General features: G+C 45.0%; 15 protein-coding genes and 1 tRNA gene. 2 read left to right on the top strand and 14 right to left on the bottom strand.

Going from position 1 to position 13,250, the window contains the following annotated elements:
- Positions 1 to 114 precede the first annotated feature (114 nt).
- Positions 115 to 1,140, bottom strand: coding sequence for a tRNA preQ1(34) S-adenosylmethionine ribosyltransferase-isomerase QueA (gene queA, locus DXD12_RS14425; protein WP_107001497.1), 1,026 nt, complete (start codon positions 1,138 to 1,140; stop codon positions 115 to 117).
- Positions 1,141 to 1,212: 72 nt separating this feature from the next.
- Entirely contained in the window at positions 1,213 to 1,998 is a 786-nt protein-coding gene (locus tag DXD12_RS14430; protein WP_118494285.1) for a hypothetical protein, read from the bottom strand.
- Positions 1,999 to 2,118: 120 nt separating this feature from the next.
- Between DXD12_RS14430 and DXD12_RS14435 the strand changes: the two genes are divergently transcribed.
- Together DXD12_RS14435 and DXD12_RS14440 are read left to right on the top strand one after the other, a co-directional pair.
- A tRNA-Arg gene (locus tag DXD12_RS14435) sits at positions 2,119 to 2,190 on the top strand.
- Positions 2,191 to 2,265: 75 nt separating this feature from the next.
- Entirely contained in the window at positions 2,266 to 3,165 is a 900-nt protein-coding gene (locus DXD12_RS14440) for an MBL fold metallo-hydrolase (RefSeq protein WP_182457100.1), read from the top strand.
- A 33-nt stretch (positions 3,166 to 3,198) separates the two neighbouring features.
- Here the strand turns inward: DXD12_RS14440 and DXD12_RS14445 are convergent, their stop codons facing one another.
- From DXD12_RS14445 to DXD12_RS14500, 12 genes are all read right to left on the bottom strand, one after another.
- Positions 3,199 to 3,801: a DedA family protein gene (locus tag DXD12_RS14445; protein ID WP_118638582.1), complete on the bottom strand. Its 603-nt coding sequence runs from the start codon at positions 3,799 to 3,801 to the stop codon at positions 3,199 to 3,201.
- Between the two features lie 107 nt (positions 3,802 to 3,908).
- Positions 3,909 to 4,571, bottom strand: a complete 663-nt coding sequence (phoU, locus tag DXD12_RS14450; RefSeq protein WP_118638583.1) for a phosphate signaling complex protein PhoU — start codon at positions 4,569 to 4,571, stop codon at positions 3,909 to 3,911.
- A 104-nt stretch (positions 4,572 to 4,675) separates the two neighbouring features.
- Positions 4,676 to 5,431, bottom strand: coding sequence for a phosphate ABC transporter ATP-binding protein PstB (gene pstB, locus DXD12_RS14455; RefSeq protein WP_118481980.1), 756 nt, complete (start codon positions 5,429 to 5,431; stop codon positions 4,676 to 4,678).
- 21 nt (positions 5,432 to 5,452) lie between these two features.
- On the bottom strand, positions 5,453 to 6,328 hold the full coding sequence (gene pstA / locus DXD12_RS14460) for a phosphate ABC transporter permease PstA (protein WP_118523811.1): 876 nt from the start codon (positions 6,326 to 6,328) through the stop codon (positions 5,453 to 5,455).
- Complete coding sequence (pstC, locus tag DXD12_RS14465; protein WP_118638596.1) at positions 6,318 to 7,256, bottom strand: phosphate ABC transporter permease subunit PstC; 939 nt, start codon at positions 7,254 to 7,256, stop codon at positions 6,318 to 6,320. The genes pstA and pstC overlap by 11 nt, the downstream gene beginning before the upstream one ends.
- Before the next feature lie 197 nt (positions 7,257 to 7,453).
- A complete protein-coding gene (locus DXD12_RS14470; protein ID WP_118638584.1) occupies positions 7,454 to 8,371 on the bottom strand; it encodes a phosphate ABC transporter substrate-binding protein in 918 nt (305 codons plus the stop codon).
- Between the two features lie 323 nt (positions 8,372 to 8,694).
- Positions 8,695 to 9,918 (bottom strand): tyrosine--tRNA ligase, encoded by a 1,224-nt coding sequence (gene tyrS, locus DXD12_RS14475; protein ID WP_118638585.1) that lies wholly within the window; start codon positions 9,916 to 9,918, stop codon positions 8,695 to 8,697.
- Positions 9,919 to 10,582: 664 nt separating this feature from the next.
- A complete protein-coding gene (locus DXD12_RS14480) occupies positions 10,583 to 10,807 on the bottom strand; it encodes a hypothetical protein (RefSeq protein ID WP_107001488.1) in 225 nt (74 codons plus the stop codon).
- Between the two features lie 2 nt (positions 10,808 to 10,809).
- On the bottom strand, positions 10,810 to 11,877 hold the full coding sequence (locus DXD12_RS14485) for a M56 family metallopeptidase (protein ID WP_118638586.1): 1,068 nt from the start codon (positions 11,875 to 11,877) through the stop codon (positions 10,810 to 10,812).
- Positions 11,874 to 12,269 (bottom strand): BlaI/MecI/CopY family transcriptional regulator, encoded by a 396-nt coding sequence (locus DXD12_RS14490; RefSeq protein WP_107001486.1) that lies wholly within the window; start codon positions 12,267 to 12,269, stop codon positions 11,874 to 11,876. The genes DXD12_RS14485 and DXD12_RS14490 overlap by 4 nt, the downstream gene beginning before the upstream one ends.
- A gap of 64 nt (positions 12,270 to 12,333) precedes the next feature.
- Positions 12,334 to 12,639 carry a hypothetical protein gene (locus DXD12_RS14495; protein WP_107001485.1) on the bottom strand — a complete coding sequence of 102 codons (306 nt, stop codon included), beginning with the start codon at positions 12,637 to 12,639 and terminating at the stop codon, positions 12,334 to 12,336.
- A 17-nt stretch (positions 12,640 to 12,656) separates the two neighbouring features.
- Positions 12,657 to 13,241: a hypothetical protein gene (locus tag DXD12_RS14500; protein WP_107001484.1), complete on the bottom strand. Its 585-nt coding sequence runs from the start codon at positions 13,239 to 13,241 to the stop codon at positions 12,657 to 12,659.
- Between the last annotated feature and the right edge of the window lie 9 nt (positions 13,242 to 13,250).

Genomic DNA, 13,250 nt, shown 5'->3' on the forward strand with positions numbered 1-13,250 from the left:
TTTTTATTTGCAGGCTAAAGTAACGAGAACGCGGTGTGCCGTTTTTCAAACATTTTTCGAAATAAAAAGACCCATAGCCTTTCACTATGAGTCTTTTTCATACATCCCTTTTCTCTACTGGATAAACATAGCATCCCCAAAACTAAAGAACCGATATCTCTGCCGGATCGCCTCTTCATACGCCGTGAGCACATGTTCTCTGCCTGCCAGTGCGGATACCAGCATGACGAGCGTGGACTCCGGCAGGTGGAAGTTTGTGATCAGGCAGTCCAGAATCTTGAACTGGTAGCCTGGATAAATGAAAATGTCCGTCCAGCCGCTGCATGCGCGGATCGTGCCGTCCTCGGCTGCTGCGGATTCCAGCGTCCGGCAGCTTGTCGTACCGACACAGATAATGCGTCCGCCATTTTTCTTCGTCTCATTAATCATATTAGCAGCGTCTTCTTCGATGCGGTAAAACTCCGAATGCATATGATGATCTAAAACATTTGAAACCTTGACCGGTCGGAAGGTTCCCAGACCCACATGGAGTGTCACATGCGCGATCTTCACTCCCATCTCCTGAATCTGTGCCAGCAGTTCCTTGGTAAAATGAAGTCCGGCAGTCGGAGCAGCCGCGGATCCCTCATGTTCTGCATAAACGGTCTGATAACGGTTTTTATCTTTCAGACGGTGTGTAATATACGGTGGAAGCGGCATCTGGCCAAGCTGGTCAAGAATCTCCTCAAAGATCCCCTCATAGGAGAACTGAATCAGACGATTTCCCTCTTCTACCACATCAATGACGGTTCCTTTTAACAAACCATCGCCAAAATTAATTACGGTTCCCGGTTTTGCCTTTTTACCCGGCTTTACCAGTGTCTCCCAGATATCGTTCTCACGACGTTTCAGAAGAAGAATCTCGATATGTGCATCCGTTCCCTCCTTGCTTCCGATCAGACGCGCCGGGATAACCTTCGTATCATTGATCACCAGACAATCGCCCGGATGAAGATAATTGACAATATCTTTAAACACCTTATGCTGCATCTCACCCGTCTTTTTATCCAGCACTAAAAGCCGGGAAGAAGAACGATCTTCCAGCGGATCCTGCGCGATCAGCTCCTGTGGTAAATCATAATAAAAATCTTTTACATCCATTCTTTCTGCCTCTTTTTCTTTCTATCTATAAATCTCTTTATTTTTCCATTCAGTTAGACAAAGTAAAACATTTTAAGGATTCGACGCAGACGGCTCTGTCTCATCCCGCATATACGACGCGCCCTGTTTCATAAATTCCACGCGCTCTTTCAGCGCTTCATCCTGCTCCATCGCCGCATCCATTGCTTCATCCGTCTGCTTGCTGAGAAGGCGCACATCCTCATTGACCGACAGCTCTTCAAAATACTGCGTCAGCTCTTCGGACATTTTCCCGTCATCGATCTGCCAGCTTCCGTCCTCCGCCCGGATCGCATAGATCCGCACCAGACTCGGTGCCGGTGTCTCCACGCCCGTATACAAAATCTCATAATACACATACGCTGCCATCTCACCGTCCCTAAGCCCCGGCGTCGTATAACATTTCACATTCTGGTACCCGGAAATGTACTGCTTCTGTTCTTCAAATTCCTGACGGTAGTGTTCTTCCTCACTCGTATCCTGTGAGGTAAACAACTTCACAAACGTATCCATATCACAGTCGGAAACCGCCTGAAAATAAGTATTCATCAGCTCTGTGATCCCCGGCTCGCCATTCTCTGTCAGAATACATCCGCCAAAGTCCTGAATATATTCTTTCGTGTCCGGCTCAATCACCATTCCAGATCCGCCTGTATCCACCATTTCTGCCGGTAAGCCATCCTTTTTCCCCAGAATGTTTGTTATTTTCCCGGAAAACATCGCCACCGCGCCAATCAGAATCAATACAATTACCGCCGCAAGCAGCATCACATAGCGGCGCAGTTCCCAATCCGTTCCGTTCTTCCGGCTGCGTCCCGGTTTCTTTTTCGGTTCTCCCACCCGACCGCCTCCTGACTTATTCGATTGTTAATATTATAGCGGTGATTTGGTTACTCGGCAAGCGGTATTTCCGAAAAAAAACTTGCAATTTTCTAAATATTATAGTATCATACAAGTAATGCGTCTGTAGCTCAGTGGATAGAGCGCCGGCCTCCGGAGCCTGAGGCGTAGGTTCGATTCCTATCAGACGCATTCTTAAAAAGCGACAGCGGAGATATCTCAGCCGTCGCTTTTTGTGTTATTCATGATAAAAGGAGGACTCTTTCCGTGGAACTCATACACGTTTCTGGAAATACAGACTGCCTGCTTGGCAAAACAGCCGTCGGCATCTACCGCATCGACGACACCCGCTGCATCCTGTTTGACAATGGTTACTCAAAGGAATATGACGAGCTGGTCGGCTCTCTGAAAGACGCCGGGCTGACCCCGGCGGGGCTGATCGTTTCCCACGCGCACATCGACCATCATGGAAACAGCAAACGCCTGCGCGAAGCCTTTCAGATTCCACTGGCTATGTCGCTTGGCGAAGCCGGGCTGATCGCCTCCCAGGCGGCGCTGGAACGGTATACCAATTATTTCGGGCGCTCCGAGGAGGAAAAGATTTCCATCGACACCGAGCAGCGCTGCCCGGTTGACTGTATCATCCAGCCGGAGGATACTTCCGTGACACTCTGCGGCGTAACCTTCCCGGTTCACCATCTGCCAGGGCATTCCCTCGACCACATCGTCATCGGCACACCGGACGGCGTCTGCTTTGCCGGAGACGCGCTTTTAACCGAAAATGTCCTGCGTCACGTCAAGCTTCCATACTGCGACCACGTCGGTCTGGATCTGGAAAGCAAGGAAGCAATCACAAAACTGCCTTACCAGCACTGGATTTTATCGCACAAAGGTCCATTTGATGGCAATATCCGGGAACTGGCGGACAAAAATATGGATCTTGTCCGTCTGCGTCTCGCAGAGCTGGCAAAGCTTTTGCAGAGACCAATGACGCGTGATGAATTTTATCAGGAAAGCCGACGCCTGATCGGAATGCACATCGGTACCTACGACCAGCTCATCCGTCAGGAACGCCACCTGCGCCCATATCTGGAACAGCTGGTGATCGATGGGACGGCACGGCTGGAAGTAAAGAATGACACGATATATTTTTACTTGAATGAATAAACTCTTTCTGCATGAATTTTCACTCTCCTGTTGTTATCGTTTCCGAAAATACACACACGCCACCGCAAATCCCAAGATTCCCGCTCCCATCACGGCGAAGCGGGAATATGTCTTTAACAGCACCAGAATACGTTCCCACGATGCCCCCGCCACCGCGCCGGCTCCGATGAGTACCGTATTCCAGATAAGACTGCCCGCTGTTGTCAGAAGGAGAAACGGCAGCAGTTCCATCTTTGCCATCCCCGCCGGAATCGAGATCAGGCTTCGGATGATCGGAACGAACCGGCAAAAAAAGACGGCTGACCGTCCCGTTCTCTCCAGCCATCCGTCTGCATCTTTCACATCATCCGCTTCTACTCCCAGCCGTTTTCCCCATGCCCCGCCCAAAAATGCATAAAACTTCTGCACGGGAATATGCCGCCCCAGCTCATACAGAATCAGCGCCCCCAGCACCGAGCCCGCCGTCGCTGCCAGAACTGCCCCGGCTATGTTCATCCGTGTATATGTTGTCATAAATCCACCAAAGGTTAAAATCACTTCCGACGGGATCGGCGGAAACAAATTCTCAATTAGAATCAGGGCAAACATTCCCACATATCCGTATGAACTTAAAAGTTCCAGCACTATATCACGCATGATATATCGCACTCCACGTTATTTCCACATATTCTATTTATTTTATGCGGAATGGAAAAAATCCAGGCATCTAATTTTCATTTTTCATGCCCGGATTTTAATTAAACCTAGAGAATCATCACATCCCCCACGGCCCCCGTATCCGAGAACTCTGTCCACTCGCACACATTGACCGCGTGATCGGCGATTCGCTCCAGATACTTAGCAACCATCAAAAGATCGACTGCCACATCGGATTTATCCCCGTCTTTTTTCAGAAACTCAATCACTTCCCGTTTTACCCGTTCAAAGAAGGCATCGATCAGATCATCCCTCTGTTCGAATGTCTCCGCCGTCTCGGTGTCACGCTGGGTAAACGCGTGAATCGCATCCTTTACCATCGTTTTCACATTTGCCACCATGGCCGGAAGATGTTTGCTTACAAGACTAATATCTGCATCCTCCAAACGCAGGGACAGATCGGCAATGTCCGCCGCCTGATCGCCCATCCGCTCCAGATCGGTCACAACCTTCAGCGCCGTCGAGATATGGCGCAGATCACTGGCAACCGGCTGCTGCTTTAACATCAGCATCAGGCAGTGTGTCTCGATCTTTCGCTCCATATTGTCCACATCCCGGTCTCCTTTGATGACCTTCTGTGCCAGCTCTTCATTATGCTCGGTAAGCGCTTGAAAACTACTGTCAATCGCATCCTGCACCATCTGGCTCATCGCGTTCAATTCCTGATTCAGCCCTTCTAACTCCTGTATAAATGCCTCTCTCGTCGCCATCCCGTATCTCCTCTCCATCTCCCCTGTTTTCTGCCCAGAAATTTTCCACTTCTGAACAGTAAACTGATTTTCTACTTATTTTTAAATCCTCAATCTTACGCCTATCATCCAAACCGTCCGGTAATGTAGTCTTCCGTCTTTTTTTCTCGCGGATGCGAGAACAGATCCGTCGTCGGCGCATACTCGACCACCTCTCCTACCAGGAAAAATGCCGTATAGTCCGCAATACGGGTCGCCTGCTGCATATTATGGGTAACGATAACAACGGTATAATTCTTCTTGAGTTCGCCCATCAGATCCTCGATTTTCAGCGTGGAAATCGGGTCCAGTGCCGAGGTCGGCTCATCCATAAGAAGAATCTCCGGCTCAACCGCCAGCGCACGTGCGATGCACAGACGCTGCTGCTGTCCGCCGGAAAGTCCCAGTGCAGAACGTTTCAGGCGGTCCTTGACCTCATCCCACAGGGCCGCGCCGCGCAGACTCTTCTCTACGATCGCATCCAGCTCTGGCTTTCCCTTGATACCGTGGATCCGCGGTCCATACGCGATATTGTCATAAATACTCATCGGAAATGGGTTCGGCTGCTGAAATACCATGCCAACCTTCTTGCGAAGAAGCGTCGTATCGACCTTCGGATCGTAAATATCCTCGCCGTCGATCCACACCTTTCCATTGATTGTCACATTCGGCACCAGATCGTTCATGCGGTTCAATGTCTTTAAATAGGTAGACTTACCGCAGCCGGACGGTCCGATAAACGCTGTGATCTGATTTTCATATATATCCAGATTGATATTTTTTAATGCATGATTGTTTCCATAGTACAGATTCAAATCCGACGTAGAAATTTTTGTCTCCATATCATTTCCTCATTTTTTACTTTATTTTAATTTTGTCACATCAAACCGGTTGGTCAAAAATCTCGTCAGCAGGTTGATTCCCAGCACGATAATCAGAAGCACGACCGCGATTCCAAACGCCTGATCGTATTTTGCTTTCTGCATCGACAGGTAGAGCTGGATGGTCAGCGTGCCACTCGATTCAAACAGTTTTCCAAACAGGTTTTTCGGAAGCTGGAAGCCGCTTCCGGCAGTAAACAGAAGCGCCGCCGACTCTCCCACGATACGTCCAATCGAAAGAATGACGCCGGTCAGAATACCCGGTGCCGCGCTCGGCAGCAGGATTGTCCGGATCATATACCATTTCGTTGCACCGATTCCCAGCGCGCCGCTGCGGTAGCTGTCCGGAACGGTTTTGAGTGCTTCCTGTGTGTTCCGCGTAATCAGCGGAAGCACCATCAGGGTAAGCGTGAAGGATCCGGTCAGAACCGAATAGCCCAGCTTCAGCGTCATTCCGAAAAAGACCATACCGAACAAGCCAAAAATAATCGACGGAATACCGGACAGGATCTCGGTTGTAAATTCAATCGTCCGCACCAGTTTTCCCGGCTTTGCGTATTCGTTCAGATAAATGGCGGAGCCGATTCCGATCGGCGCTGCAATGATAAGGGTAATTACAATGATGTAAATCGTGTTGATGATATTTCCCAGAATACCAAAGGTGCCCTTGAGGGAGCTCTGTACCGTGGACAGAAGCTGCCAGGAAACCTGCGGCAGACCACGCACAAACACATACCCCATGATGCCAACTAACAGCGCGATCGCCACGCCAGCTGCCAGATAAATCAGCGCTTTTAAGATATTGTCCCCGATGCGGGTGCGCTTCTGGTAAATACTTTTCATTCTATTATCGGTCATCTGCGCCGCCCTCCTTCACAAACATCCGGCTGAGCACCGTGTTGATAAACATGATAAACACGAACAGCACCAGACCGATGGTAAAGAGCACTTCCCGGTGAAGCCCCTCAGAATAAGACATTTCCGCCACGATCGCGGTCGTCAGGAAGCGGACGGAGTTAAATGGAAGCGGCAGATTGACTGAACTTCCAGATACCAGGCTGATCGCCATTGCCTCCCCGATCGCACGTCCGCAGCCTAAAACCACCGCCGTGATGATGCCGGAGTGCGCCGCCGGAACGATTACTTTGAAAATCGTCTGGATATGCGTTGCACCGAGCGCCAGCGATGCGCTTTTTAAATGTTTCGGGACTGCCCTAAGCGACGCTTCACTGATATTGATGACAGTCGGAAGAATCATGATTGCCAGAACCAGAACCGCTGATATCAGGTTCGCACCGCCGGTAAACTGATGCGTCGTGGAACCGGCAAAGAGTTTCATTTCCAGCTTATACATCAGGGGATTTAAAATCAAAATTCCTAAGAGTCCGTAGATAACCGACGGAATACCTGCCAGAAGCTCAACTGCCGGGCGGACCACTGCCGCTACCTTCGGCGGCGCAACCTCTGCCAGAAAGATGGCGGTAAACAGCCCAATCGGAACACCGATCAGGATCGCCAGAAAGGTTCCGACGATGGAGGTTAAAATAACGTAGAGGATTCCGAAAGACGCCGGATTTCCAGTCGGCTTCCAGACGGTTCCAAATAAGATTTCCGGAACCCCCACCTTAAAAAGTGCCGGAGTACCGCTGATAATCATGTATAAGGTAATTGAAAAAACTGCCACCACCGCCAGCAGGCCGCAGGCGGTAAAAATAATTTCCGCTGCCCTCTCTACCGCTGATTTCGTGGCATGGCTTCCAAAAATGGTAAATTTCTTTTCGTGCATATGTCTCTCCTGTCTCGGATTGAACAGCGAGCCGCTTTCGGTCAAAGCAGAGTTTCCTTTCTGCGGCTTGACTGCAAGCGACTCGATATTATTTGAATCTATTCAATATTATATATATTCGTGAATTACTGATTTTTCTATCCTTACCTGTTTTCACCGGTAATTTTATCCATATTCACAAATTCCGATGCAGTTTCTTACTTCGTAGTAATCAGACCTACCGATTTAATCAGGTCATCGCCTTCTGCAGAGTATACATAGTCAAACAGCGCCTGTACCAGCTCATTCTGCTCAGAAATTTCTCCCTTGGTTGCCATAACGAATGGACGGCTCAAGAAATAGCTGCCTGCCTTGATGTTCTCCTCCGTCGGCTCTACATCATCCAGTTTAACTGCCTTAACGGTATCATCGACTACATCCAGGGAAACGTATCCGATGGAACCCGGTGTAGATGCTACTTTTGCCATAACTGCACCGGTGGAATCCAGCTCGTTTGCATATTTGCAGGCATCTTCCAGACCCAGCAGCTCCTCAAATGCGCCTCTAGTACCGGAACCTGCTTCCCGTCCGACTACGACAATCGGCATATCGCTGCCGCCTACATCCTTCCAGTTTGTGATGCTTCCGTCGTAAATGCCGGTCAGGTCATCCTTGCTCAGACCATCTACAGCGTTGGACGGGTCAACGACAACGGCGATACCATCGATGGCTACGATATTTTCAACAGCACCTTTTGCTTTCTCATCATCCTTTAATGCTCTGGAAGAATCACCGACATCACACTGACCTGACAGCACGGACTCGATACCTGCGGAAGAGCCGGTAAATTCAGCCTGTACAGTCACGTTCGGATATTTCTCCATGAACGTTTCTGCCAGTGCATTTGCAAATTTCTCCATCGAAGTGGAACCTGCCAGGGTGATAGAACCACTCAAATTTTTTGCATCTGCGCTGTTCTCGGTTGTATCTGCTGCTGCACCACTTTCAGCTGCGCTGCTGTCTGCGCTTGTGTCTGCTGCACTTGTATTTGTATTGCTGGAACCACATCCTACCATTCCAGTTGCCAGAACGGCTGCTCCTAATACTGCGATTGTTTTCTGAATATTTTTCTTCATAATAAAATCCCTCTTTCCTCTCTCTTTTTTCTCTCAGAGTTTTTTATCCTTGATTTCTTACAGTACGCAGTATAAAAGATTCCTGAATTTACAGAAATCATGTTTTAGTATCGTTTATGTAAAATTTGGGTAATTTTTGTGGGAGTGAATGTAAGATATGGTTTCTGATCTGCTCTGTTTCTCTCCATGATCAGAACCGCCGCCGGACATCTCTTCAGACTTTGCTTGAAAGTCCGGGCAGAGATCGCCGGCGGCGTGATTCTGATTTTTATACTGAGTTTCATTCTGCTCTCAAACAAGGCAGGTGAATTTCCCCAGACATCCTACTTCAGAACAACCTTCTTAAAGTTCTTCTTACCTCTCTTGACAACCATTCCTTCGCCGGAAAGCTGATCCTTCGTGAAGACTGCCTTGATATCTTTTACCTGGTTTCCATCTACGGACACACCGCCCTGCTCGACATTTCTTCTTGCCTCGGAACGGGACGGAGCCAGACCGGATTTCTGCAGGATGGAGAGAATATCGATCTCATCACCGTTAAAATCATCCTCCGTCAGCTCGTAGGTCGGCATATTCGCTGCATTTCCGCTGGAAAACAGTGCTTTCGCTGCTGCCTGTGCCTTCTCAGCCTCTTCCTCGCCGTGTACCAGCTTGGTCAGCTCGTAAGCCAGGATCTCTTTTGCAGTATTTAACTGACTGCCTTCCCATTTATCCATCTCATCGATCTGCTCAAGCGGCAGGAAGGTCAGCATACGCAGGCATTTTAATACGTCCGCGTCAGCGACGTTTCTCCAGTACTGGTAGAACTCGAACGGGGAGGTCTTGTTCGGATCCAGCCATACAGCGCCGGACTGGGTCTTGCCCATCTTCTTGCCCTCGGAGTTTAACAGCAGGGTGATGGTCATCGCGTGTGCGTCCTTGCCAAGCTTTCTGCGGATCAGCTCGGTACCGCCTAACATATTGCTCCACTGATCGTCGCCGCCGAACTGCATGTTGCAGCCGTATTTCTGGTACAGCATGTAGAAATCGTAGCTCTGCATGATCATGTAGTTGAACTCTAAGAAGCTTAAACCTCTCTCCATTCTCTGCTTATAGCACTCAGCGGTCAGCATACGGTTGACGCTGAAATGCGGACCAACCTCGCGCAGTAAGTTTACATAATTCAGATTCATCAGCCACTCTGCGTTGTTGACTAAGAGCGCCTTGTCATCAGAGAAATCGATGAAACGGCTCATCTGCTTTTTGAAGCAGTCGCAGTTATGCTGGATCGTCTCCGGTGTCAGCATCTGGCGCATATCCGTACGTCCGGACGGATCGCCGATCATGCCGGTGCCGCCGCCAAGTAATGCGATCGGCTTGTTGCCTGCCATCTGCAGACGTTTCATCAGGCACAGTGCCATGAAATGTCCTACATGAAGGCTGTCTGCGGTCGGGTCAAAACCGATGTAGAAAACGGCTTTTCCTTCGTTGACCAGTTTTTTGATCTCTTCTTCGTTTGTAACCTGGGCGATCAGACCTCTGGCTACTAATTCTTCGTAAATCTGCATTTTCCTGTTTACTCCTTTTTATAAAAAATAATTTTGCTTACTCGTTTTGCTTCTCCACGGGATTCCTTTTTTCAAAAATACATCCGATTCATCCTTTATTTTCTCTCCGAAAATCATTCTCAAAACAGAACAATAAAGGTACTTTGGAACGTCTGTGATTTCACAAGACACATTTTTCTATAAAATAAAAAAGCCCCGTCCTCCAAAAAGGACGGGGCAAAATTCCCGTGTTACCACCTTTGTTCGCAGACAGCTCGCGCCCATCTGCCTCTGCCGGTACCCTCTGATACCGTGACCGGATAACGTGTGTCTCTCACGTCGCAGCCTACCAAATCAACCGCCGCACATTTTCCACGCAGCCTTTTCATCGGATCCGATTTTAGATTCTTCGGTGCGAAGCTCCGGGATGTATTCGAATATCCGGTTCACGCGCGCCTCTCATCATCCGGCTGCTTTCTGTGCGCTCTCCTGCGGATCTCTACTTGTTCCCTTCATTGCCTTTGTAAGGTTATTGAGTATATTCTGTATTATAAGCGAAATTTATTATTTGTCAAGGCAATTTCTCAACTTCAAACTTCACGCTATAAAATTTTTACATTACTTTAAATTCAAAGCGTAAAAAGTAGTGTACATATTTATTAAATATAATTATCATATTATTACTTTAGTCACACAGTTCCCAATCTCCCAGCCACGTATCCTTAGAATAATTATATAATCTTCTATATAATTTCCCGTTTTCAACTTTATAAACATATTTTATAACATCTGCTCTAGCTATTGAACTCGATTTTTCAACAGCCACCTCTTTCTCTTGTGCAAACGCAGTCCCTGAAAAAATACATGTCATAGCAATTATTACTGCTAAAATTCTGATCGTTTTTTTCATTTTTATTTCCTCCTAATATTAATATTCTTTAATTCATTTGGTATTTCATCCAATGTTCCTATATATGTACCATTCATATATAATTCATACCCGTTTTCTGTCTTTACAAAAAAGTTATTTTTTTTGACTATATCATCTTCTTCAAAATACGGTGCATGCAACTTCAAATCAGCTACTGGTTCTATTACTATTGTACCAGACAATATAATAGCAATTAAGAAAAAGAACAACTTAATATTGACCTGTTTTTTTTGTTCTTCATTCAATATAGAAGAAATTCTAATTTTCAAAAAACTTCCATTAAAAAAAGATAGTGTTCCTCTCCTTTTTAACGCTTTTGTCCTAGACATTTTTAACAATATTTCAACATAATGAATTTTTTCTATTTCAGATAACTCATTACAAACAATTAAATCATTTCTTATTTCTAATATGTTAGAAAAATAATACCGAACTATGTATACTAACGGATTCCACCAGTATAAAAGACATAATATTTCAAAAAAACACTTTAAAAATAAATCTCTTTTAATGTAATGTCCCACTTCATGCAAGAGTACTATTTTTTTTGTTTCTTCATCTATATTCGGTATTATTATATACGGATTTTTTATACCAACAATAAATGAATCTTCTATACTATCAACTTTCAATATTGGTATTTTTTTCACTTTTTTATACTTTTTAACACGAATATACTCTATCGGTCTTATTTCTTTTATTAATTTTATAAATGATATATATGATAAACTTTTTTGCACTAAGATAAGAAAACTTCCAAGTAAACTAATCAAAAAAAGTACAGAAAAATGACTTAAAAATCCTATTTTCCCCCGCATAAAGCGACAAAGTTCTGGATATAATATTTTTATTCCTATCGTATGACTTATTCCGCAAATATCTATTGGAAAAAATAATCTTACTCCTGTTAGTACAGTGCAAAAAATAAGTAATTTTACTTCATACAAGCTATAATTTTCTTGCTTTTTCCATATATAAACCGACAAAAAACCCAATAGCAAAATTGAACTACATATTGCCGATAAAATTGATGTATATGTTATTTTCATAAAATCTCTTTTTTTCTTTTTTGAACTATACGTTCTAATTCGTCAATAACCGACTCTTCATCTACTGCTCCATTCAACAAAGCTGCTGTTATTGTATTTACAAAGGACATAGGATTTCTAGAATTTTTCATACATTTTTCTATTTTTTCTTCTATTTCTTCATCCTGAGTCTTTTTCGCTTTATATCGCCTAGCAAAAACTTTTCCAGTCTGAACTGTATCAATAACCTGAACATAACCCTTATCAAGCAATTTTCTTAACACAGTATGGACTGTTGGCGTTGTCAATTCTTTTTCAGATTCTACAATTTCTGTCACCGTCATGGGTTTTTCATACTTCCACAAAACCTGCATAACATTCATTTCTCGTTCACTTAAATAATTATTCTTCATAAAATTCCCAATCTCATAATTTATAGAAACAAAGGGAGCAACTGACGCCCCCTTTGTTTTTCACTCAAGTTCCAATACTACTAACTAATATTATCATTTCCAAGATCCACATTCCATAAATCACTCTATCTTTTTTCATTAGCTCATACCATTCAGGCGTATCTAATAATCTTGGTTTTTTAATTATATAATAATAACAAAAAATCAAAATACAAAGAAAAATTCTAACAGTTCCCACCTGATCATACCAATTTCTAATTCCCATTATGGAAGCAATTCGCTCCCCACAAAGACACAGTTCCATTAATAAAGCGGCAAACGTTGCTTCTCTTCCTTGACGGAATTCATTTGATACTCTATTCTCTTTCATTGCATCTCCCTTTTTTATTACCAATACTCATACTTGGTATAACCTGGCGTCCACCCTAATACTCCATCATTATTATAGCCATATGTATAAGATATTGTAACTTTTGCATAGTTTATGCCACCCTTTTGTGCAGCTGCTAAAACTGTTTTAGCAACAAGTGCTGCCACTGCTACCCCTGCTCCTGCTCCGCCTACCTGTCTTGCGATAAAATTAGTTATTGTCGCTAAATCTTTCATTTCTTGCAAATCAATTGTATACACAATATTTACAACGGTTCCTATAGCAGCTGTTGCTGGTAATCTTCCAGTTATACTAGATGCCCTCGAAGCACCTGTAGATCCTCCACTACCACTTTTGCTTACTTCCAATAATTCTTTAACTTCCGATCTTGAAAAACCAAAATCTTCCATTAACATATCTTCCACAACAGTTTCATCCGTTACCGAAGCATATTTATCATAAATATCTCTCAATTCATGTTGATCAATCACAACCTTTGTTGCCACTTTATCTATTGAATATGGCGGCGCTTCCGCAAATGTTGGGATTACCAATGAAGTTGACATAACTATCGACAATAAAATACTCATAATTTTTTTCATAAAACCACC

The organism is Clostridium sp. TF11-13AC, assembly GCF_003481065.1.
Taxonomy (GTDB): Bacteria; Bacillota; Clostridia; order Lachnospirales; family Lachnospiraceae; genus Otoolea; species Otoolea fessa.